The following is a 22,597-nucleotide window of genomic DNA, read 5'->3' as shown; positions in this document are numbered from 1 at the left end:
CCTGATCGTTTTATTTTGATAAGACGTCTGCCGAAATTGGTGCAGTGTTTACGGAAGATTTCAAAAGGTGCGTCGCACATTGATATTGCGCTGATGCCGAGCCGAGCAGCCGTATATCGCCTGTTGCGCCTGCTGGGAAAACCCTCGCAGTCATCGCAGCACGTCCCCCATCAAGGAAGATTTCAACGATGCTGCCGTCCACCAGAACATCAACCTGAACGGAGTTACCGAGCGGGTAATCCAAGTCTCGTTGCTCGCCCCAGGCAGTGGCAAAGCGGTGCTGCATTTTGCTGCGGTCAAGGGTGACGCGGCCTTTTGCCCTGTCGAGAAGCAGGTTGAGCGATTCCCTTTCGTCTGCAAGCAGCTGTAGTTCCAGCGTTTCATCAGACAGGTTGGAGAGTGTCAGGGTAAGGCGATAGCGGTGGGGAATATTGCCCGTTATCACCTCAATGCCCTTTACCTCTCCGCAGCCGGACTGGCTACTGAGGTAGAGCTTTTCAATGGCAGGTATAGGACGTTGGCAGAGCTGGTTTTCCTGAATGTAAAGTTCACGTGGGAACGTCAGGCAGTTTGACCAGCCTTCCACATCGCTCGGAAATTCAGGGTCTCCACAACCGGCCCACGCACAAAGCACCCGTTTCCCGTCCGGGTTGTTTTCCATTGTCTGCGGCGCATAAAAATCAAAGCCGCGGTCAAACTCCTCAACCGTGTCGACTCGGAAAGTCAGTGCATTCCAGTCCGCTTTGCCAAGGCAATACACTACGTTGAACTGGTTGTGGAAACGGGCGCCTTGCGGTTCAATTCCTTGTGGTGAGAAGACCAACACATCGTGACCATCGAGTACGAAGTAATCCGGACACTCCCACATGTAGCCACCAATTTCCTGCCCAGCCGGAAAAGCCACTTCCAGCTGTCCCAACAGTGTCCAGTTGAATGCATCATCGCTGCGATACACCAGAACACAGCCCTTGTCGCCAAGTGTTTGCGCACCAAGCAACATGCGATAACCGTCTTCTACAACAATTACTTTCGGGTCACGGACATGACCACTTAAGCCCTCAGGTACATGAGGAATAAGCGGGTTGTTGGCATTTTTGGTGACCTTGCCATCTGCAAACAGGGTTGCCACGCACTGAGTCGCATCCCGTTTGTCACCCTCATATTTCAGGTTACCGGTGAAATAGAGCAGCATTTGGTTATCAACAGGATGAAGGAACGCCGCGCCGGAATACACGCCACGTGGGTCATAACCGGAATCAGGCGTCATCGCCAGTGAAGGGGCTGACCAGTTAACCAAATCGTTGGAGCGCACGTGCGCCCAGTGTTTCATGCCATGGGCGATGCCAAACGGAAACCACTGGTAGAACAGGTGGTACTCACCGGCGAAATAGCAAAAGCCGTTCGGATCATTCAAAAGACCCGCCACCGGAGACAGGTGAAATGCCGGGCGCCAATGGCTCGCCTTCACCTGATGCTGGTAGGCGTCATAGCGGGGCCAGGTTTGCGCATTCAAAGCGACATATTTCGGATCAGACAGGAGTTTCAACGTCATTCTCTCTGGAACAAAAGGTTGTTGGTGTGCAATGGCGACAGAATAATCCATCGTCTTGTACTTGCTCAGGGGGTAGGCTCATGGGTGAAGGCAATTCGCCCTCATTTTCCCCTGTCTTCAAATTGAACTGTGATGTAACAAATGAATTTTGTTACATTGATATCCTTCTTATTCTTTTGGGCTTCACCATGAGTAACGTTCGGGACATTGCAAAGCTGGCGGGAGTTTCGATCGCCACAGTATCCAGGGTGGTAAATACGCCGGAAAAGGTGTCGCCGGAAGCAAGGGCACGGGTGGAAGCGGTGATGAATGAGATCGGTTACCAACCGCATCAACGCAAACGTGCCAAACCCACAGAGCTTTTCGGCGTTATCGTGCCAGACATCACCAACCCTTTCTTCAGCCAGTTTTTGGATGTGCTTGAAAAGCAGGCTTACTTGCACGGCCGCAGTATTCTATTTTTCAACAGCCGCCATGACAGGCATAAAGAGCGGTTGTATCTGGAAGAATGTGCAAGGCACAAAGTTGACGGCGTTTTTTTGTTGCCACTGAATTGTGCGCCGGCCTACTTAAAACAGCTGCAAGAACTGCCTTATCCGGTCGTTGTGCTGACGCGCACCTCACCACTGATTACCAGTTTCGGTGTCGACCATGCTATGGGTGGAATGCTCGCGGCTAAGCACCTGGTTGACAGCGGGCACACCCGAATCGGTTTTATCGGCGTCACCGGCAGTTCGGAAAACAAGTTTATCGGGTTCCGGCAGCATTTAGCTGAACGCGGTTTCCCGCTGAAGGAGACCGATTGCTTTGATGTGAAAAAAGAGCCTGATCTTGTGGCCTTTCTGAAGCAATGCTTTGAACAGCCCAAACCACCAACTGCTTTTTTCTGCATGAATGATGTGACGGCCGACAAGCTGCTCAGGGAACTGGAAAAGCAAGGCATTTACGGGATTGATGTGGTGGGTTTCGACGACAGTATGACAGCGCGTTTAATGGTTTTTTCCAGTATCGCGCAGCCTATCAATGAGATGGCCTACCGTGGGTTCGAAGAAATGCTGGTACTGGTGAATGAAAAAGGCGGAAAACACGGCTGTTATACCAGCATACGTTTTCCGCCTCGATTGGTAGTGCGTTGACCGTTATTGGGACAAATTAGGCTCTGGTGTGGGCTCAACCGTGAATCTACCCACATCCACTGCCACCACTTTAACCATTGACCCTGCCGGTAAAATCGCATCACGGTGGGGCGCTGCCAATACCAGTTTCCAGCTCACACCGGAATATTTTACTGTCACTGGGTGAGCGGCATCCATGTCAGCGTCAAGTTGGAACTCCAGCCCAATTAAATCGCTGTGGATGTTGAACTCACGACGCGGTGATTTCTGGGATTTTTTCAGCGGCTTCCACAATACTGCGGTAAGGACACCCGCCCCGATCCCAGACGTAGCAATCAGTGCAGTGAGGGTTTCAGGCACCACACCAATCAACGCCAGAACGCCAGTGATAACAGCGGCAACACCCAGCGCCAGCAGAACAATTGTCGACAGCCCAAGCAACCACACTTCAATGATCAGCAAAATCAGGCCAATAATGATGGTGGTTTGTGCCATGTTGTTTTGCAGGTACAGGGTTACATCCATATTTACTTCCTCGCGTTCAACGAGTTAATGATACTCATCGATTCTGCAACAATTGATGCGGCGCTGGACTGGCTGTCTGGCAGCAGTACAACCGAAGACTCTTTGGCAATTGCCTTTTTCGCCTCGATGGCTTTGTCAGCCAGATCCAGTTGGATTGCTTTCTGGCCTTCTTCCGTCGCCGCAGTGCGACCAACGATTTCTAACGCTTCCGCTTGCGCCTGTGCAACAGCCAAAATCGCCTGCGCTTCACCTTCTGCTTTCAGGATCTGCTCAGACTTTTCTGCCTCTGCAGCGAGGACACGTGCCTGTTTCTGACCTTCAGCCACGTTGATATCTGCCTGACGTGCACCTTCAGATTCAAGAACGACCGCACGCTTTTCACGCTCTGCCTTCATCTGGCGCTCCATGGCATCCAGTACAGAACGCGGCGGATCAATGTCTTTAATTTCGTAACGCAACACCTGCACACCCCAAGGCTGCGCCGCTTCGTTGATTGCCGACACAATAGCGGTGTTGAGGCTTTCACGCTCTTCGAAGGTTTTGTCCAGTTCCATACGACCGATTTCAGAACGCATCGACGTCTGCGCCAACTGGGTCACAGAGAAAATATAATCGTCAACGCCGTAACACGCCTTAACCGGATCCAATACCTTGATATACAACACACCGTCGACCACCAGCGAAATGTTGTCGCGGGTAATGGCTGACTGTGAAGGCACGTCGAAAGCTTGCTCTTTCAAGGTACGCACATAGGCGACCCTGTCGATAAAGGGAACCAGAACATTCAGGCCTGCTTCCATGGTTTTGTTGTACTTACCAAAGCGCTCAACGACATATGCCGTATTCTGCGGCACAAATTTCACTGCTGATCTCAGTACGATAACCACCAGGATAGCGAGAATGACCCAGATATTTACGATTGAAGGGAGTATTGACAGAAAGTCCATTTTGTTAGTCCTAACCTTTTGAAATTCTGCTCATCATAGCGAAAGCTGATTCTGGCTACTGGATCAATTGATGGAATTTGGGAGTAGAAGGGAATTAATTCAAGCTGTCCGCCAGATAAAAAACAGGGCACTTACGCACCCTGCTTCACTCTCGTTGCTCAACGGCTCTCTTACCAAAGCCTCGCCGCACCGCGCACGCCGCTGGAATCGCCGTACTTTGCTTTCACAATGGGGGTAGCACATTCGCCGCCCATCACCCACTGTCGCATCAGCACTGGAACGTTGGTATATAAGCGCTCGACATTCGACATACCGCCGCCCAGCACAATTACATCCGGATCCACCATATTTACAACTGATGCCAGCGCACGCGCCAGACGATCTTCGTAACGCGCAATACAGGCTTCTGCTTCCGCATCGCCCTTTGCCACCCGCGCCATAATGTCAGGGCCACGAAGCGTCTCACCATTCACCAGTTCAAAGTCTTTCCACAAACCGGTGCCTGAAATAAACACTTCCTGACAGCTTGGCTTGCCACAGTAGCAATGAATTTTTTCGGCGTGGCATCTGTCCTGCTCATTTTGCCATGGCAATGGATTGTGTCCCCATTCTCCGGCAACACCGTTGCCGCCGACATGGACTTTGCCATCAATAGCAATGCCACCGCCACAGCCTGTGCCAATGATAACGCCAAACACCATGTGCTTTCCGGCTGCCGCGCCGTCCACCGCTTCAGAAACCGCCAGACAGTTAGCGTCGTTGGCAATGCGAACTTCACGACCGAGCATACGTGCCAGGTCTTTATCCAGTGGCTGGCCATTGAGCCAGACAGAATTGGCGTTTTTGACCTTTCCGGTCACCGGCGACAGCGTTCCCGGAATCCCCAAACCTACTGTACAGGTGTGGTTAACCGCTGCTTCAGCTCTGTCCACCAGCCCTTTCAGGGCGTCTAACGTCCCTTGATAGTCATGCTGCGGCGTAGGAATGCGTTCTACATGAATTTGCTCGCCTTTAGCATTTAAAACCACGGCCTCGATCTTCGTGCCGCCAAGGTCAATTCCAATTTTCACCCAATGTCCTCCAGACTTCTTACTGCATCACTGCGCCTCAACAAGCCATGAATGGCTCGCTTCTCCGCATTTTTTTTAATTTTATTTTTTTATCGATAAGGCGTCAGTGACGGGAGCAGTACAACCGCATTTTCCTCGCTTGAACGAACAAACTTGCTGCTCACTGTTTTGACACACCCGTAGCATGTATGCTGCAAATCGCCCGCTAACTTGATGATTATTAGAATAAATACATCGTTTCTTGCTAAAATCGAGAGATGTCTCACTTTCTTTTCCATCAAATCGGACTATTTTTAAGAGGTGTACATTGTTGCATCAATTCTCGGCTTGGTTTCGTGAAGAGAGCTACAAAAAACACACGGTCAAACAGAGTTGTCATAATTTAACTATACAATTGGAAACTCTGTGGTACTATCGTTCGGCCTGGTTAATAGAGCTCTTTATGCTGCAATTGAAAACTTCGTTACACTACCTTCGCAAAAAGAAAGTTGTCCTGAAGCTATTCGCTACATTTGCCACCATAAGTGATTCATTAATAGGTCTTAATGCGTACGCGCAATGTTACAAATAGAAATACTTTCAGGAGACAACATGTCTAAATCTACCGGTACCGTGAAGTGGTTTAACGAAGAAAAAGGTTTTGGTTTCATTCAACAAGAAAATGGCCCAGACGTTTTTGTTCACTTCCGTGCTATCACTGGCGAAGGTTTCAAAACTCTGGCTGAAGGCCAAAAAGTAGTTTTCGAAATCGAACAAGGCCAAAAAGGTCCACAAGCTGCAAACGTAGAAAAAGCATAATTTTTCTATTCGCAGAGAATTGTAAAGGATGCCCAAAAGGCATCCTTTTTCTTTTGTTGCGGTAATATTCCCACATCGCAATTTTGTACAAAATTTCAACGCGCAGGTATCGTATACTGAGTTCGAATGAACAACAGGGTATGCAATGGAACGCGCCACGTTTGAATCCTCCCCCCTTCTGGGCGGGTTAGAACTTCTCCAAGCCAGTTACGAAAAACAGACTTTTTCGCGCCACACGCACGAAGGGTATACCGTGGGTGTTATCCGTCAGGGTGCGCAGCGCTTCTGGCGTCACGGCGGTTATCACATTGCGCCGCAGAACAGCATTATTCTGGTGAATGCCGACCAGATTCATGATGGCCATTCCGCCACAGAAGGCGGTTGGACCTATGAAGCGATGTATCCCACAGAGTCGCAGTTTAAAGCCGTCACCCAAGAACTTGGGCTGGCATCAGAGGTGCCCTATTTTCCCGAAGCGGTCGAACAGAACCCGCAACTTGCGCACCAACTGCTGACGCTATTTTCCCTGTTACGCGAAAACCAGGATCCCCTGCTGACAGAAACCTACACCCACCACACCCTCTTATCCCTGACTTGTCGCTTTAACAAACGGCCGCAAGCACCTGTTGAACTGGCCAAAAGTGGCAAGGAGATAGAATGGGTGCGGGACTATCTGCATCAGCATGCCACGGAAACCGTGTCCCTCGATACCCTGAGCCAGCTCAGTGGCATCAGCCCCTATCATCTGGTGCGGCAATTCAAAGCGCGATTTGGTTTACCGCCTCACGCCTATCAAATACAGCTGCGCGTCCGCCTTGCCCAGACCAAAATGAAAAATGGGATGACTATCGCTGATTGCGCGATCAGCAGCGGTTTTCACGATCAAAGCCACCTCCACCGCCACTTCCGCCGCATTATGGGCGTAACCCCAAGACAGTATCAAAAAGCAATTTCGTGCAATCTCTCTGCCTCCCTGCCAGCAGATACTTCAGGCATCTTGTACTAATCCGGATGAAAAAGATGGAAAAGGAACTTATTCAGTGCGCACCCAAGCGTGGAAGCTGGGTCACCCCTTGTTTAGATATGTTGCCGTTAAGCGTTGCGGTTTTACCCTGGGGGATATTGTGCGGATCGTTAGGTGTGCAGGCAGGCTTATCCCCCTTGCAAGCTCAGGCTATGTCTTTATTGGTATTTGCAGGCGCAGCCCAACTCTCCGGCGTCACCATGATGGGCGCAGGTATCCCGGGCAGTACCCTGTTTGGCACCACCTTTGTGATCAGTGCCCGTCACCTGCTCTACTCGGTAAACTTCCGCCAACACATACGGCCTTTACCGCTGCGATGGCGACTGGCGCTGGGCTTTTTATTGACCGATGAAATGTACGTGGTCAGTGCCGCTCATACGGAGAAAACCGGCTCTTTTTGTCGCTACTATGCCCTGGTCAGCGGTTTTTTCTTCTACGTCTGCTGGAACCTTGCCACCTTGCTGGGGGTGATTGGGGGCGCACAGCTCGATAACATTGAAACGTTGGGATTGGAATTTGCTATCGCCGCAACCTTTATCGCGCTAGTGATCCCGACGATAAAAGACAAGCCGATACTCATCAGTGTGATCATCACTGCCATCGCGTCAGTATTGCTGACAATGGCAAATTTCAGCAATGCCCTCATTGTCTCAGCCCTGATCGGCATGGTTGCCGGTTTTGTCAGTGAAAGCCTCTTTCCACCCAAAGATAAAACGGCCGCCAAGGAGAACGCGAAATGAATACATGGATTTTAATTCTGGGTATGGCAGCAATCACCTTCTCCGTGCGCTATTTCTTCTTGGCTAAAAGTGTCCCGTTTCGTGTTACGCCTGTAATGCAACGCGTGTTGAAATACAGCACACCGGCAGTGCTTACTGCCCTCACCGTCCCTATTTTGGTCTTCCCCACTGGCGAAATGATGCTGGATATCGATAACCCTTTTCTTATCGCTGGTATTTTTGCTTGTGTTCTCAGTCTGTTGTGTCTCCATACGCTTTTGACTGTGATCGCCTCCATGTTGTTCTTTTTGTGGATCAGGTAATCACTCTGAATTTCCTATTCAATCACCTTGAGATCTCACACAGGAAACATATGTTTCTTTTATTGAAAAATCAGCAATCTAGGCTATTTCTTAATTAGGGGAGTTGCGCGCAGCTGGAGACCTAGATGCTGGAAAAATGCCTGGTAGTTGATGACCATGAAATGATCCGTGAGACGATTGCCATCATGGCAAAGTCACTCGGCTTTAAAGAGGCCGTCATGGCGATAGATGGCGCGGATGCCATCTCAAAGCTCTATCACGAACGGCCTTCCATGATTATCACAGATTTACAGATGGAGCCCATTGATGGGCTGGAAATGCTGCGGCTGGTTCGCAGCGGCCGTTACGGATTGCCACACGATATTCCCATCATCATCCTCACTGCCAACGCTGCCGAGCACGTTATCGCACAGTGCATTGCGTTTGATGTCGATGCCTTTCTGGTCAAGCCGGTTAACCGTCACTCACTGGAAAGCCGTATCAATCAGCTAACCCAGCAAGCCAAGCCTAAAAAAACCGTCGAGCACTACTTTTCCATGTACCAGCAAGACCCAGCGAAATCGACGGCGTTTCAGGTTAATGGCACAGTCGCTTTCTCCGAGGAAGACCTGAAAGAAATCGATGCTCTGCTGCACGATCACCAGGCCGCTCAGGCCAAGCCGGATTTCACCGAATCAGCACCCGTCGTTGAAGAGGCTGCAGAGCCAGATAAGCATCACAACCGCAAAGAATTTATCAAGTGGCAGGACAGGTTCACAGTCGGTAATGACGAGCTTGATGCCAGCAACCGCGAACTGCTCAACATAATCAATGATACCTATGATCTTATCGTCAACCATCATGAAGGCCATGAGTTCGATGATGTGTCCAAACGCTTCCAGCATTACGTCAAGCAGCATTTCTTTACCGAAGAGAACCTGTTAGCTGAACGCCAGTACCCGCGCCTGAAAGTGCACAAAGACATTCATGATCGCCTTAGAAAACAGGCCGACTTTGTGATCCTGAAGTGTCAGGCAGACCCGAGTTTCTATAAAACGGATTTTTTCCGTTTACTCCGCTTTTGGTGGGTAAAACACGTGGTTCAGGAAGATACCAAGTACAAATCCGTGTTTGATTAAAGGATCGCTGATTTCGAATGTTTACACATCTGTTCCGCGCCAATGCTGAATCACGCCATACCATTCGCCAGTTGTTTTTCAGCGGCGGGATAGTTGTGGCGATCCTGCTGATCGCCTTTCTCTGGTATTACCGCTCTATCCACCAAGATACAGAAACCAAGCTTACCTACTTCCTTGCCGGAGAAATGGACAACCTCTCCGGTGCTGTCACTGACTGGTATACCCACCTGGAAAGTGATCTGAATATCATCGCCAACGACCGGATGCTGAAACAGTCACTCGTGCGCGGTGGCGCTTTTGACACTGCAACCCTGAGTAATCCTGATGTGATAAGGGAGAAGTTGCTGACCTACCGCGACTCCTTTTCCCTGTCAGACATGCAGCTGTACGCCCCGACAGGTGAAGTGCTGGTCAGCCTTGGTTCGACCAACAGCAGGTTTCTGGATGACGTATTTGCGCGCCTGCGCACCACAACCCTCGAGCGGCATATCTACATTGGGCTACCCGAAGTTGTAAACCAGGACAGTGGCCACACACTCATTCCCATGGCGGTCGCCATCCGGGGGCCGGAAGCAAAAGTAAATACCCCGTTACTTATCGCTACCATGGATGCAATTCTGTTCGACAAGCTTTTTATCAGCCACGATAAAGACGCTACGAGGCTGGCATTTGCGATCGACAAAAATGGCGAATTGATAGCGCCACAGGAAAGCCATACCGCCAGTCAGTTGCCCACAATCCTCAATGCCCAGGAGAGTGAAACACCAACCCCTTCAGATCTGCTGTTGTCTGAGAGTACAAAAGTCACCATCAATATCGATGGCTTCGCTGGTCACCTGCCTGAAGATGCCATCGGCATCTGGCGCTGGCATCCGCAATATCCCATTGGCCTTGTCATAGAATTTGATGCCGGGCGTGCCTTGAGCGCGGTGACCTACACCCGCCAATATCTGGCCGCCGCGTTTCTGATCGTGACCATTGCCTTCATTATCTTCCTGTTTAAACACGCCAATTCCGTCGTCAAAATCGGATTTAGTAAACGATATCTTGAGTCGATCCTCAGAAACTATGGTGATGGCGTGATTGTGGTCGACGGTGATGGATTCACAGCCACGGTGAATGATCGGGCCATTGAGTTATTGGCTCTGGCAAAAGCCCCGGACGAGAAGACATCGCTGGAACAACTGGTGACCGGACAGAATGATGGGCTATGTCAAACGTTGAAACAGACCTATGCCAGCGCCCTTGAACAGGGAGAAAGCAGTAGAGTATTCCAGTGGGGAGATGACGACGCCCGGCAAATTATTAACATCAAAGCCAAGCGGCAGCAGATCGATGAGACAGGCTATGTCGTGATTAACTTGCGGGATATCACCCAGCGTTCACTGGTCGAAGGCAAACTGAGCCGAAGTAACGCCCTCTATTCGGTGTTTAACACCGTTCAGGACATGTACATGACCACGGGCAACTCCGAGCGCTCATTCAAAAAAGCGCTGGTGGTGCTCGCCACCTTCACGGAAAGCAAACTTGCCGCCATGCTGATGATCAATGGCGGCACCCAGCAACTGCTGTTTAAACACCAGACCAGCAACCTCGAGCACCCTTTCGAAGCGCTCCCGACCCACTTATTACCCCATGCCAAATCAGCCATTGAGATGAAGCGGACTGAATACTCTTCCCTACACCGCGAGATAGAAGCCTCGGGCGGTGAACGGGAGTTCTTCAAGCACTATGTCTTCATTCCCCTTATCAACAAGGGGGAGGCTGTCGGTATCATCGTACTCGCTGGACGGGATAAGCCGTACTCGGAAGAGCAGGTAAACTGGATAGCCCCCGTCGTCAAAAGCATCTGCAGCATGATGTATTCCGACAAGCAGACCCAATTGAACCTTGAAGTGAACGAAGCACTTCGCCGCGCCAAGGAAGAAGCGGAACAGGCCAATGAAGCCAAATCCAACTTCCTTGCCATGATGAGCCATGAAATCCGCACACCTATCAACGGTATTATTGGCATGTCAGAAGTGCTCAATAACACCGAGCTTTCCTACGAGCAGCGCCATTACAATGAAACCATCTCGGTATCTGCCAACGCCCTGCTCGACATCATCAACGATGTGCTCGATCTGTCCAAAATCGAAGCCGGTAAAATGTCGGTGCGAGAAGAAACCTTCGCCCTTGATGAACTGATGGAAAACGTCACCAACATCGTCGCCCCGCGGGTTAAAGATAACGTCAGCTTCACCACCTATACCGACCCCAGACTGCCACGCCAGATCACCTCAGACTTTTCAAAGCTTCGGCAGATCCTAGTAAACATTGCCGGGAACGCAGCCAAATTCACAGACAGCGGGTATGTTGATGTGTCGATTACCCAAATCAGTGCGACTACCGCCTTGAGTGAGATTGAACTGAAAGTCACGGATACCGGGATCGGCATTGAACAGTCACAGCTCGATAAGGTCTTTGAGAATTTCTCCCAGATTGATAATTCCAGTAAGCGCCGCTATCAGGGGACAGGGCTTGGCCTTCCAATCTGCCGTAAGTTTGTCGAACTGCTCGGTGGCAGTATTGAGGCGAAAAGTGAGCCCGGTAATGGATCTGTTTTCACCACCCGCCTGCCCATCAAAATCCCGGAGGGAGTGGAAAGACAAGACAGCGGCCTGGGCGATTTAAGCCCGTACAAAGCCCTGTTGATTTCGCGCAATGTCAGCCAGATCTCCAATTTGCAGAAGTACCTGAACCATCTGAACATTGGCAGTACCGTTGCGCGGGATGAAAATACCGCCGCCATGTTGTTGCAGAGCGCATCCCCATTCACGGTTACCCTGCTCGACCACACCATATCACTTGAGGGGCTGCAACCTAGCCTGGCACCCAGCGAAAATACGCGCAGCGTCATTTACCTTGCCGATATTAAAGGGATCCTGACCCAGAACAGCTTTGCGATCTCTGCGGCTTTGACGGTGCCGTTTAACATCGAATCTCTCGGTAAAACCCTGGAGTCCGTCATTCATCTTGACGAGCAGGGCATGAGCCGGGAGAACGTATTTGCAAGAGTCATGCAGCAGGAACAGGTTGAAAAGCAACCGTCTGATACGTTGATCAAGCAAGGCCTCTCCGTTTTGGTGGCGGAAGACCATCCTGTCAATCAGGAGCTTATCAATACCGTATTGAACAAACTGGGTTGTCGCACCACCCTTGCAGACAACGGAGCGATTGCCTTTGAGCGCTATATGTCTAGCCGCTTTGACCTGATTTTAATGGATTGTCAGATGCCGGTGATGGACGGTTATGAAGCCACACACAAGATCCGTCAGCTCGAAGAGGAAAACCATCTGCCCCCTATCCCCATTGTTGCCATGACTGCAAATGCATTGTCCGGGGATCGAGAGCGTTGCCTTGAAGAAGGTATGTCAGACTACATTGCCAAACCTTTCCGGCAACAGGAATTGGTCAGCCTGATCAACCGTTTCTTCCCAGAGCAAAGCGAAGAAGCCGCAAACCTTGGTCACTCGCCACTGACTGCGCAACCTGCTCCCCAGCATGCAGCCAGTTCTTCTGGCACGCCGTCATCATCTCAAGAGGAGGCGACAAACCCGGAAAATGAGGTCGCCACAGCATGTATAGAGCCATTTGACTTCTCGTCATTGAAAGAGACAGCGGGTGATGACCCCGAGCTTATCGGCATGCTGGTAGAGCGCTATCTCAGCTCACAGGCGAATGATATGGCAGAACTCGCTACCGCGTGGGATGAAGCACGATACATCGATATCAAAAAGGTCGCGCACAAAATGAAAGGGGCAGCGCTAATGGTTGGAGCAGTAGACTTTGCCTCAGACTGTAAAATGCTGGAGCAGCATGATTTCAGCGTCGACCCCAGTCCCGATGTGCTGTATGAAAAAGTGGTGCATGGGTCTGAGATTTTATGCGAGAGAATGGCCGCTTCTAAGCCCTGACTTCAGCCTAATTAACTGCCACCTTATCGATTTATTGAACAAATCGTTTAAAAATTAACCTGTTAGTACACAAATCATGATCGCGCAAGTATAAAATAGTCGCTTTTTGCTCCCTTTATATTAAGAATGCAAACCGAGCTGCACTATCTTAAGGCACAGCTAGGCAAGTCAGCCAAATTTATCTAACTTATTAATCAAACAACAAAAAATACCTGTGTCAAAGACACCTACATATTTTTAAGAGAAACGCTATGCCGACAGTGATCCCATTCCCAACAGTAGGTACTGCGCCACCAGCGCCAGATACTTGCCACATTACAGAAATGATTCGGGAAGAACTCAGCCAGCTGAGCTCTAGTGAGTATATGGTTGAGTGTATCCTCGAACGAATGAAGCCATTTATTGCAACACTGGATTTTGACCTCGGACTCGACATTGAAGTGACCCCTGAAAATGAAGAAGCCATGATGCAGCTCATCCCTTCCATTCAGGCAATGCAGTCCCGGTTTGACGACATCATCTCCGAGATTATCTCCGAACGTATACTGCATGAGATCCACCTATTCCACATGCAGCGTCATTCCAAACCGTAAAAATAAGCTAACCGCAAAAAGGCGCATTAGCGCCTTTTTTTGTGGGTTAGTTTTCCTCTTTGATGGCGGTGACTACACCTACAAAGGAACGCCTCACCCACAACGCCAGCTAATCTCGCGGAATCCTGCATCTTCAGATACCAATATGATTCCTATTTTGCGAACCTGACGCTCTGTTCGTCACTGCAGATATGCCCATCCCTCTTACTGCTCGTCACTGACAAACGTCGCCCAACGTTCCACTAGTGTCTTTCCCTTGGTCATCAATTACTCATTTATCAATAAAATCAGCAATAAAGACGAACTTAGAGATACATACTAATATTGTTATCAATAAATATATCTCTCAATAAAGAGAAAATCGTCTCGTTGGCGCAACTTTTGCAGATTCCCTATATAAATGACCGTTTAGGGGGCGTTATGGGAGAAGCAGCGATCAGTACAGGTTCGATTCATACGTTCCAGTCACGTTCCGGGGCGCGTAAATTTCCGCGGGTAGAATTCCCTGCGCAGATCGAGATTGACGGCGTCCTGTACCCAACTAAAGAGTGGAGTGTTGGCGGGTTCTCCCTTGACGATGCCAAACTACCCGGAAAAAAAGGCGACAAGTACAACGGCCACCTCTGTTTTGAATTGCCCGTTGGGCGATTTTCCACCCCGGTGCAGTTTGAAGTGATGCGTGCCAGCGAAAACGGATATGCCCTTGGCTGCCAGTTTTACTCGCTCAACTCAGGTCACCGTAAAACCTTGCAATCCATTGTCGATACCTACCTGACCGGCGAAACCATTTCACTGGAAAGCGTGACCTCCTATGGTGTGAAAGCGCAGCTGCACGAAGAGGAAGTGAAACGCATGCAGCAAAACTGGTGGCGGTTTGCAGTCGTCGCCTTGGTGTCACTGTCACTCATCGTCGTGGCCGGTTTGATGGTGCAGGCGCGTATTTTGTCCATCACTTCCGAACACGCAGCCGTTAGCCAGCCAGTGCTGACCCAACGCAGCTACAACAACGGGATATTGCGCCTTGGCGACTACAAGCCCGGGCAGAAAGTGAACAAAGGCGAACTGCTGTTTACTGTCTTCACGGAAGAAGGCACGGATCTGATGGCGAAAAACCAGTTCGAGCTGAGCAATATCAACAGCGAAATTAACTACTATCAAACCTTGCTGCGCCAAAGCAAGGAAGCCGTCGCACGTTACAACACCCGTCTTTTCAATGAACTAAAGATCCTGACTGAGCGCAAAAAGCTGACAGAAGAAGAGCTTCAAACCCTCGAAAACATCCTCAGTCTCTATAACACAGGTGTGAAAAAAGGCTCTGTGGACGTTATTTCCCGTGAGCTGGCGCGTGTTGAGATTTTGGACATCAAACGTGACCTGTTGCAAATGGATGCCCAAAGCGAGTTTATCGAGAACCAACTCGACCAGATCCTTCTGGGCGTGCCGCCCCGTGAGGCTCAGGGTGATATGAAATCGCCTTTTGAAGTGCAAAGTAAACTCAGCATCCTGATTGCCAAAAAAGACAAAGTGCTGGAAGAAATTGAGAGGCAGAAAAATCGCGGACTCGCCTATGCGCCCTGTAATTGCTACATCGTGGCGATCAACGCCTCTGATGGCCAGGTCGTCCATACCGGCACTTCTATTTTCGAGCTTTCCCCTGTGGCTAAAGCTGACCGTACCGCACGTTCGATTCTGGCGCTGATGCCTCTTGAAGGCGCAGAACTCCTGAAAATTGGTATGCCAGTCGAGTATCGTCTCGCCAGTCACGACGCAAAGCTGCAGGGCACCATTGAGCAAATCCAGTTTTACAGCGCCGCCAACAGTGAGATTTTTAACGATGAAGGGGAATCTTTGAGTGGCTTGCCAAAAACACTGCCACGGCTTCAGCAATACACGCTGGTCAAAATCACCCCAAATGACGAAAACATCGACATGATGGTCAATGAACCTGCCACTGTCATCGCCACTGTCGGCTGGAAAGATGTCTTTAAAAACTGGTTCAACCTATGAATGTTGATCGCCTGTTCATCAAAAATTTCCACCGGCAGGATCCTATCCACATCACTATCTTGTGGTGGTTATCCCTGGTGGCGCTGCTTCTGTTGCTGTGGTTGCTTTACACCTTATTGCCCGAAACCGACATTCAGCAGGAGGTGCTCTATACCATAGGCATCATTGGCCTTTGGCGATACGGCTGGAAAACCATTCACCTGTTTCGTGGGCTGTATTACCAGTATGTGCGTTACCCGGTACTGGCAAGCCTTGCCGACATTACACAAAAGCCCAGTGAAATCCTGCTAGTGATCCCCTGCTACCGTACTACGCCAGAGATCAGCGCGCCGGTCTTCAAAGCGCTGGTCGACGAAATCGGCAATTTCGGTGTCGCTTGCCGGGCGGTCGCCTGTGTGACCGACGAAGCCGACCTCAGCATCATCGAATCACAATTCGAAAAGCTTAACCAGAAAGTGCCCGCCACCCTGTTTATCATCGATCAGGACGGCTCAGGTAAACGCAACACCATGGCCGATGCGCTGACCCTGCTCGCTGAAGACAAACCGGTATCCCGCGACAGCATTTTGATATTGATGGATGGCGACACTGTGTTGCCAGAAGGCATATTGTCAAAAGTCTCAGGCTTTTTGATGCGTTATCATGACCTTGGTGCATTGACCGTTCACAACAAACCTATCGTGAAAGGAAGCTCACTGACCCGACAATGGTATTGCCAGCGCATGGCGCAGCGTCACTTTTACATGAGTTCGTTAAGCCTCACCTATCGCGTTCTGGTATTGACCGGCCGCTTCTCCGCCTATCGCGCTTCTATGGCTCTCTCACCCGATTTCATCGAAAGCCTGCGTTATGATCATGTCTCTCATTGGCGGTATGGGCGCATCCGTATGCTCACCGGTGACGACAAAAGTACCTGGTTCTATGTACTGAAAGAGCGCTGGAAAATGCTCTACCTGCCCGACGTGTCAGTTACCTGTCTGGAAGACGCCCCGACCGGAAATTTCTTCAAAACCAGTGTTTCGTTGATGACCCGCTGGTATGGCAATATGCTTCGCAGTAATATCCGGGCGCTGAAACTGGGCCCAAAAAGAGCAGGTTGGTTCCTCTGGCTCTGTCTGCTTGATCAACGTATCAGCATGTGGACGACCCTGATTGGCCCTTCACTGGCGTTGGTAGTGGCTACCTACATGGGGCTGAAAGTGGTCATCGCTTACCTGTTTTGGGTTGTTTTGACACGCAGCATCAACGTGCTTTTGATTTCCGTTCAATCCGGCCAGTTCCACCCTACCTTTGTCGCCCTGCTTTGGTATGAGCAATTAGTCGGTTCACTGGTGAAGGTTTACCTCTTTTTCCACCCCAACCTGCAGCGCTGGACGCGGCAGGGAATTGGTCAAGGCGTGGAAGATCATTCTTGGTCCCATGAAATCAAGCGCTGGCTGCCCCATCTGGAAACCACGGCAGCATTCAGTGCCCTGCTTATCTTTGTCATGTGGTTGTACGGTTAAGCAACGATTAGCGTAAACCCACTTGCCCTGACCCCGATCTCCCCCTAAAATAATACTGTACATTTATACAGTATTATTTCTTATGCTAGATAACCTGCTCGCTCTACATTCCGGGATCTGGACGGCCAACCGTCTCTACCAGCCCCGCACTCATAGCCGCCCCAGCGGACACGCTGTGCTGGACGAAAAACTCGACGGTGGCTGGCCGGAATCCGGCGTGGTCGAGCTGCAATTGCCTTGTTTCGGCATTGGCGAATTGCGCCTTATCCTGCCTGCCGTTGCCCGCGGGCTGAAAGAGAGTGAGCTCACCGTCTTTGCCGCACCGCCGGGAGATCTAAACCCATTGGCACTGTGTCAGGCCGGGCTGGATCTGGAAAAGGTGATCGTGCTGGATACCCCGGCTTCCTCAAGCCTCTGGTGTGTTGAACAGGCCATGAAAAGCGGCTGTTGCCGCACCGCCGTGTTGTGGGGAGATGCCCTGTCAGTCACCCAGGCCAGAAGGCTTCAACTCGCCGCCACTGAAAACGACTGCCTGCTGTTTATGCTGACCCATCAAAAAAGCGTACAGGGACTGCCTGTAAGTTGTCGTTTATCGCTGACCCCAACCGACGAAGGCATTGCTGTGAATGTAGTCAAGCGTCGCGGATTGCCTGTGTTGCCCTTTACCGTGCCTTTGGCTTCCGTGGCACCTGCGTTTACCCTCAAAAGCAGAGTCAGTGGCAGTGATATTGCACACCTCGCCGCAGCATCTTCTGATCCAGCGCGGCCAGACTTAACACCTTCGAATGTGGTGCCACTGTTCCGATGATGCTGTGGCTCTATCTTCATTTTCCGGCGCTGCTGCTGGATACACTCGTCCGCGATAATGCGGTGAAAACGCCGCTGGTGGTACTTTCCCACGCCTCCGGCCAGGTCTGTCAGGCCAATACGCAAGCTCGGGAATTTGGTATTCAGACAGGTAATGATCTCGGCACCGCCAGTGCTTTGTGTCATGGGCTTCAGGTGGCAGATTATGACGAACAGGCCGAAACAGCACGTCTGCATCAACTGGCGACGCTTCTGTATCAGGTCAGTGCCGATATTTTCCCCTACCCGCCTGATGGCCTGCTGATCAAAGTCAGCCCTATGCTCAAACTTTATGGCTCTCTCGATAACTACTGGCATCACCTGTTGCCCGTATTGGCGGCGGAGTCTGTCGATTACCATTTTGCGTTGAGCCCATTTCCGGAAGCCGCCAGGCAACTTGCACGCGCCGGTGCCGATCGCGGTTTCCTGACCGCGGAAACCACAAAAGAAGCGCTTTCGGCATTAGGCGTTCACGGGCTGGGATTAACGCCAAAGCAGGTTTTGCAACTGGAACGCATGGGGATCCGTCAGGCCAGTCAGTTATTTTCGCTGCCGCTAGATTCGCTCGGCCAGCGTTTCGGCAAGCCACTGACAGCGCACCTGCGCGGGCTGACCGAAAGCATTACCGCGCAACAAACCAGCTTCAGACCCCCAGAGCATTTTCATCAGTCGCTGGAGTTAATGCATGAGATCGCCAACAGCCAGACCCTCTGTTTCCCGCTGCAGCGTATGCTCAAGGAAATGGAAAAGTTTCTGCATGTTCGCGAAGCGGTCACCCCCAGCATTGTGGTCGTACTGACCCAGCGCGAGCAGGAAGACAAGGTGTTGGAAATCAGCGCTGCGGCTCCGGAATCTGCCGCCAGCCGCTGGATGTCGCTGCTGCAATTGCATCTTGAAAAACTCAAACTGGATGCCCCGGTCACCCACCTTCGCCTTGACGCCAACATCCTGCTGCCCCGTCAGTCGCCAACGCAGGATTTGTTCGCAGGAAAGCGGGGGCAGTTAACCCCGGAGGAGCTGGTCAGCCTGATGCAGGCCAAAGCGGGAAAAGAAGGGGTATACAGCCTGACGCTGCAAAATGATCACAGGCCGGAGCGTGCCTTTCGTCGCCAGTTGCCGTTTGAACCTTGTCAGCAAACGCTCCCGACGCATCTGCCCGCGCGCCCTGCGGTTTTGCATACTGCGCCGCGCCCGCTGTTTTTCCGGCCGGAGTTGCTGACCCCGCCGGAGCGTATCAGCGGTGGCTGGTGGGATAAATCCCCCGTCCAGCGTGACTACTTTGTCGCCCGCAACAAACGGGGCCAACTCTGCTGGGTGTTCCGTACCGCCACCGGCGAATGGTTCGAACACGGCCTGTTTTGTTGATTTAGGGGGAACAGACCATGACAACCTCTTCCCTTTGGTTTGCCGAACTGCACTGCAAAACCAATTACAGTTTCTTGACCGGCGCTTCCCACCCGGAAGAGCTGGTCGTACGCGCCGCCTCCCTGGGATATCAGGCGCTTGCCATTACCGATGAGTGCTCATTAGCAGGCGTCGTGCGCGCGTACACTGCAAACCGCGACCAACAGCTTGGCCTGAAGCTGATCATTGGCTCAGAAATTACCTTTCAAGGTGAAAAGCTGGTGCTCTTGTGTCCGGATCGCGCTGCCTATGGCGAGTTGTCACGGCTGATTACCCAAGCCAGAATGCGCAGCGAAAAAGGCCACTATCAGGTATTCAGCGATGATTTCAGCCATATCTCCCGTTGCCTTTGCCTCTGGCTGCCGTCACTCCCACAAAGTGATAAACCGGTGAATGACGCTTTCCCCCACTGGCTCAAATCCACCTTTGAAGGGCGGCTCTGGATAACCGCAGAACGCCTGCTGCTACCCAACGAGGCTGCCTATCTTGAACATATCGACACCCTGGCAGAAATCCACAACCTTCCCGTGGTGTGCAGCAATGATGTGCTGATGCACCACACCCGGCGCCAGCCCTTGCTGGATGTAGTCACCGCTATCCGGCTCGGCAAACCACTGCAAGAATGTGGGCTTGAGCTGCCACGCAACGGCGAGCAGACCTTAAAACCGCTCGATAAACTGGAAAAGCTCTACCCTGCTGAGTGGCTGGCAGAGACCCAACGCATTGCCGAACGCTGCACGTTTTGCCTGAGTGAGTTGCGTTACGAATACCCCGCAGAGTTGGTACCGGACGGTTTCACCGCCAGCGGTTATCTTCGCCACTTGGTAGAAGAAGGCATCAAACGGCGTTTCCCTGACGGCATTCAGCCTTCTATCCGTGCCACCATTGAAAAAGAGTTGGTACTGATCGCTGAGCAAAAATACGAATACTTTTTCCTCACCATCTATGACATCGTGCAGTTCGCCAAATCGCAGGGGATTCTCTATCAGGGGCGAGGCTCAGCGGCGAACTCCGTTGTCTGTTATTGCCTTGAGATCACCGCCGTCAATCCGGAAAAAATCAATGTGCTGTTCGAGCGCTTTATCTCCAAAGAGCGGGATGAGCCGCCGGATATTGATGTGGACTTCGAGCACGAACGGCGCGAAGAAGTGTTCCGATACATTTACCAAAAATATGGCCGCCAACGTGCAGCGATTGCCGCTACCGTTATCACCTACCGCTTTAAAAGCGCGTTCCGTGACGTCGGTAAGGCGCTTGGCATCAAGGAATCCCAGCTCGATTTCTACATCAAAAACCTCAATCACCGCGATAAAGGGCTGGATAAAGGCGAACAACTGAAAGCGCTCGGGCTGGATATCGACTCCCACCTCGGGCGTTGGTTACTGGAGTTGGTAGAGGAAATCCGAGGCTTTCCACGCCACCTCAGCCAGCATGTGGGTGGATTCATTATTTCCGCAGGGCCACTTTACGAACTGGTGCCGGTGGAAAATGCCGCCATGGCAGAGCGCAGCGTGATCCAATGGGATAAAGACGATCTGGAATCTCTCGGTTTGCTTAAAGTCGACATCCTCGCCCTTGGCATGCTGAGCGCAATACGCAAGGCGTTTGCCATTATCCGCGAACAGCACCAGCGCCCGCTGTCGATTGCGGACATCACCGCCATGGGTGACGATCCGGTTATCTATGGTCAACTTCAGAAAGGCGACTCTGTCGGTGTATTTCAGGTGGAATCCCGCGCCCAGATGAGCATGTTGCCACGCCTGCGTCCGGCGAGTTATTACGATCTGGTGATCCAGATTGCCATTGTGCGCCCTGGCCCCATTCAGGGAGATATGGTGCACCCGTACCTCAAACGCCGTTGGGGGGAAGAGCAGGTATCCTATCCATCAAAGGAGGTAGAATCTGTGCTTTCACGCACCCTGGGCGTACCGATATTTCAGGAACAGGTGATCCAGCTGGCTATGGTGGCTGCCGGTTTTACCGGTGGGGAAGCCGATCAACTCCGCCGCGCCATGGCAGCCTGGAAACGCAACGGTAAACTGGCACCGTTTCGGGAAAAACTCATCAACGGCATGCAAGAGCGCGGCTATGACATTGCCTTTGCAGAGCAGATTTTCCGCCAGATCCAGGGCTTTGGCGAATACGGGTTTCCAGAATCCCACAGTGCATCGTTTGCAGTACTGGCTTACACCTCTGCATGGCTCAAGCATTACTATCCGGTCGCGTTTTACTGCGCCCTGCTCAACAGCCAGCCGATGGGGTTTTACAGCCCATCCCAGTTGCTGCAAGATGCATCCCGCCACGGTGTGCGCATTCTGCCCATCTGCGTCAACCACAGCGATTGGGATCACCGCCAGATTGTGCTCAGCGGAAAGCCAGCATTGCAACTGGGATTGCGTCTGGTAAAAGGCCTGTCAGAGCAGGGAGCAAAGCTGATGCTATCGCGCCGTCCACGGGAAGGTTTTTCCCATCTCAATACCCTGCGCCAATGCGGACTGAGCCGCGGCGACATGGAAGCGCTCGCCAGTGCCAATGCGACAAAGGTGCTGGCAGACAACCGTTTCGCTGCCCGCTGGCAAATGATGGACGACAGTCATAGCCTGCCGTTGTTTGCCCAGAGCCTGCCGGAGAGTTCAGACGCCAAAGCGATTTCCGCCCCCTCTGCGGTAGAAGATTTGATTGAGGATTATGCCGCGACCGGTATCACACTCGGAAAGCATCCCATTGCCTTGTTAGATGAAACAGGCAGCCTGGGACGCCATCGTTTGGCAAACGAACTGAACACCATCAAAACTGGCACTGCGGTCACTGTCGTCGGTGTTGTTACCGGCCGTCAACGCCCCGGCACCGCCAGTGGCGTAACCTTTGTCACCTTGGAAGATCAGACAGGAAACATCAACGTAGTCGTCTGGCTGGCAACCGCACGGGCGCAAAACACGCCGTTTGTCTCAGCCAAGATTTTAAAAGTGAAAGGGATTTTGGAGCGGGATGGCGATGTGGTGCATATCATTGCAGGACGTTTGATAGATATGACCCATACTCTGGATCAGCTACTTGTCCATTCGCGGGATTTTCATTGAAGAAGTCATGTGGAC

The 22,597-nt window shown here is 51.5% G+C and carries 17 protein-coding genes; 13 read left to right on the top strand and 4 right to left on the bottom strand.

The annotated features are described in order from the left end of the window. Nucleotides 1-10: 10 nt before the first annotated feature. A complete protein-coding gene (locus tag KU854_RS05305) occupies nt 11-1,603 on the bottom strand; it encodes a glycoside hydrolase family 32 protein (protein WP_255555428.1) in 1,593 nt (530 codons plus the stop codon). A gap of 29 nt (nt 1,604-1,632) precedes the next feature. Between KU854_RS05305 and KU854_RS05300 the strand changes: the two genes are divergently transcribed. Continuing rightward, nucleotides 1,633-2,688 carry a LacI family DNA-binding transcriptional regulator gene (locus KU854_RS05300; RefSeq protein ID WP_255555427.1) on the top strand — a complete coding sequence of 352 codons (1,056 nt, stop codon included), beginning with the start codon at nt 1,633-1,635 and terminating at the stop codon, nt 2,686-2,688. 3 nt (nt 2,689-2,691) lie between these two features. Here the strand turns inward: KU854_RS05300 and KU854_RS05295 are convergent, their stop codons facing one another. The 3 genes from KU854_RS05295 to mak form a co-directional block, all read right to left on the bottom strand. Beyond that, nucleotides 2,692-3,192, bottom strand: a complete 501-nt coding sequence (locus tag KU854_RS05295) for an NfeD family protein (protein WP_218357411.1) — start codon at nt 3,190-3,192, stop codon at nt 2,692-2,694. A gap of 2 nt (nt 3,193-3,194) precedes the next feature. After that, nucleotides 3,195-4,139, bottom strand: a complete 945-nt coding sequence (locus KU854_RS05290; RefSeq protein ID WP_218357410.1) for an SPFH domain-containing protein — start codon at nt 4,137-4,139, stop codon at nt 3,195-3,197. Between the two features lie 170 nt (nt 4,140-4,309). Then, complete coding sequence (mak, locus tag KU854_RS05285) at nt 4,310-5,209, bottom strand: fructokinase (protein WP_218357409.1); 900 nt, start codon at nt 5,207-5,209, stop codon at nt 4,310-4,312. A 591-nt stretch (nt 5,210-5,800) separates the two neighbouring features. Here mak and cspE point away from each other — a divergent pair. The 12 genes from cspE (at nt 5,801) to KU854_RS05225 (ending at nt 22,582) form a co-directional block, all read left to right on the top strand. Continuing rightward, nucleotides 5,801-6,007 carry a transcription antiterminator/RNA stability regulator CspE gene (gene cspE, locus KU854_RS05280; protein WP_002536803.1) on the top strand — a complete coding sequence of 69 codons (207 nt, stop codon included), beginning with the start codon at nt 5,801-5,803 and terminating at the stop codon, nt 6,005-6,007. Nucleotides 6,008-6,152: 145 nt separating this feature from the next. Continuing rightward, nucleotides 6,153-7,013 carry an AraC family transcriptional regulator gene (locus tag KU854_RS05275; RefSeq protein WP_218357408.1) on the top strand — a complete coding sequence of 287 codons (861 nt, stop codon included), beginning with the start codon at nt 6,153-6,155 and terminating at the stop codon, nt 7,011-7,013. Nucleotides 7,014-7,027: 14 nt separating this feature from the next. Next, the gene (locus KU854_RS05270) at nt 7,028-7,771 is read left to right on the top strand and encodes an AzlC family ABC transporter permease (RefSeq protein WP_255555426.1); all 744 of its coding nucleotides are present in this window, start codon (nt 7,028-7,030) and stop codon (nt 7,769-7,771) included. Then, the gene (locus KU854_RS05265; protein WP_218357407.1) at nt 7,768-8,073 is read left to right on the top strand and encodes an AzlD domain-containing protein; all 306 of its coding nucleotides are present in this window, start codon (nt 7,768-7,770) and stop codon (nt 8,071-8,073) included. Before KU854_RS05270 ends, KU854_RS05265 begins: the two co-directional genes overlap by 4 nt. Nucleotides 8,074-8,198: 125 nt before the next feature. Continuing rightward, entirely contained in the window at nt 8,199-9,191 is a 993-nt protein-coding gene (locus KU854_RS05260; RefSeq protein ID WP_218357406.1) for a hemerythrin domain-containing protein, read from the top strand. Nucleotides 9,192-9,208: 17 nt separating this feature from the next. Next, the gene (locus KU854_RS05255) at nt 9,209-13,147 is read left to right on the top strand and encodes a response regulator (protein ID WP_218357405.1); all 3,939 of its coding nucleotides are present in this window, start codon (nt 9,209-9,211) and stop codon (nt 13,145-13,147) included. A gap of 251 nt (nt 13,148-13,398) precedes the next feature. Beyond that, nucleotides 13,399-13,740 carry a hypothetical protein gene (locus KU854_RS05250; protein WP_054779118.1) on the top strand — a complete coding sequence of 114 codons (342 nt, stop codon included), beginning with the start codon at nt 13,399-13,401 and terminating at the stop codon, nt 13,738-13,740. 420 nt (nt 13,741-14,160) lie between these two features. Next, nucleotides 14,161-15,747 (top strand): HlyD family efflux transporter periplasmic adaptor subunit, encoded by a 1,587-nt coding sequence (locus KU854_RS05245; protein ID WP_218357404.1) that lies wholly within the window; start codon nt 14,161-14,163, stop codon nt 15,745-15,747. Next, complete coding sequence (locus tag KU854_RS05240) at nt 15,744-17,252, top strand: glycosyltransferase (RefSeq protein WP_218357403.1); 1,509 nt, start codon at nt 15,744-15,746, stop codon at nt 17,250-17,252. The genes KU854_RS05245 and KU854_RS05240 overlap by 4 nt, the downstream gene beginning before the upstream one ends. A gap of 82 nt (nt 17,253-17,334) precedes the next feature. After that, nucleotides 17,335-18,060 (top strand): translesion DNA synthesis-associated protein ImuA, encoded by a 726-nt coding sequence (gene imuA, locus KU854_RS05235; RefSeq protein ID WP_218357402.1) that lies wholly within the window; start codon nt 17,335-17,337, stop codon nt 18,058-18,060. Next, nucleotides 18,057-19,463 (top strand): Y-family DNA polymerase, encoded by a 1,407-nt coding sequence (locus tag KU854_RS05230; protein ID WP_218357401.1) that lies wholly within the window; start codon nt 18,057-18,059, stop codon nt 19,461-19,463. The genes imuA and KU854_RS05230 overlap by 4 nt, the downstream gene beginning before the upstream one ends. Nucleotides 19,464-19,480: 17 nt before the next feature. After that, complete coding sequence (locus KU854_RS05225; RefSeq protein WP_218357400.1) at nt 19,481-22,582, top strand: error-prone DNA polymerase; 3,102 nt, start codon at nt 19,481-19,483, stop codon at nt 22,580-22,582. Nucleotides 22,583-22,597: the final 15 nt, after the last annotated feature.

The sequence above is a fragment of the Enterovibrio paralichthyis genome (assembly GCF_019209835.1).
Lineage (GTDB): Bacteria > Pseudomonadota > Gammaproteobacteria > Enterobacterales > Vibrionaceae > Enterovibrio > Enterovibrio paralichthyis.
Note: the sequence above shows the minus strand (reverse complement) of the source record. Positions and strands in the feature narration are given on the sequence as shown.

Excerpts from the sequence above, each read along its gene's own strand:
- KU854_RS05305 (WP_255555428.1), bottom strand. The coding sequence starts at position 1,603 with ATGGATTATTCTGTCGCCATTGCACACCAACAACCTTTTGTTCCAGAG.
- KU854_RS05300 (WP_255555427.1), top strand. The coding sequence starts at position 1,633 with ATGGGTGAAGGCAATTCGCCCTCATTTTCCCCTGTCTTCAAATTGAAC.
- KU854_RS05295 (WP_218357411.1), bottom strand. The coding sequence starts at position 3,192 with ATGGATGTAACCCTGTACCTGCAAAACAACATGGCACAAACCACCATC.
- KU854_RS05290 (WP_218357410.1), bottom strand. The coding sequence starts at position 4,139 with ATGGACTTTCTGTCAATACTCCCTTCAATCGTAAATATCTGGGTCATT.
- cspE (WP_002536803.1), top strand. The coding sequence starts at position 5,801 with ATGTCTAAATCTACCGGTACCGTGAAGTGGTTTAACGAAGAAAAAGGT.
- KU854_RS05275 (WP_218357408.1), top strand. The coding sequence starts at position 6,153 with ATGGAACGCGCCACGTTTGAATCCTCCCCCCTTCTGGGCGGGTTAGAA.
- KU854_RS05270 (WP_255555426.1), top strand. The coding sequence starts at position 7,028 with ATGGAAAAGGAACTTATTCAGTGCGCACCCAAGCGTGGAAGCTGGGTC.
- KU854_RS05265 (WP_218357407.1), top strand. The coding sequence starts at position 7,768 with ATGAATACATGGATTTTAATTCTGGGTATGGCAGCAATCACCTTCTCC.
- KU854_RS05260 (WP_218357406.1), top strand. The coding sequence starts at position 8,199 with ATGCTGGAAAAATGCCTGGTAGTTGATGACCATGAAATGATCCGTGAG.
- KU854_RS05255 (WP_218357405.1), top strand. The coding sequence starts at position 9,209 with ATGTTTACACATCTGTTCCGCGCCAATGCTGAATCACGCCATACCATT.
- KU854_RS05250 (WP_054779118.1), top strand. The coding sequence starts at position 13,399 with ATGCCGACAGTGATCCCATTCCCAACAGTAGGTACTGCGCCACCAGCG.
- KU854_RS05245 (WP_218357404.1), top strand. The coding sequence starts at position 14,161 with ATGGGAGAAGCAGCGATCAGTACAGGTTCGATTCATACGTTCCAGTCA.
- KU854_RS05240 (WP_218357403.1), top strand. The coding sequence starts at position 15,744 with ATGAATGTTGATCGCCTGTTCATCAAAAATTTCCACCGGCAGGATCCT.
- imuA (WP_218357402.1), top strand. The coding sequence starts at position 17,335 with ATGCTAGATAACCTGCTCGCTCTACATTCCGGGATCTGGACGGCCAAC.
- KU854_RS05230 (WP_218357401.1), top strand. The coding sequence starts at position 18,057 with ATGATGCTGTGGCTCTATCTTCATTTTCCGGCGCTGCTGCTGGATACA.
- KU854_RS05225 (WP_218357400.1), top strand. The coding sequence starts at position 19,481 with ATGACAACCTCTTCCCTTTGGTTTGCCGAACTGCACTGCAAAACCAAT.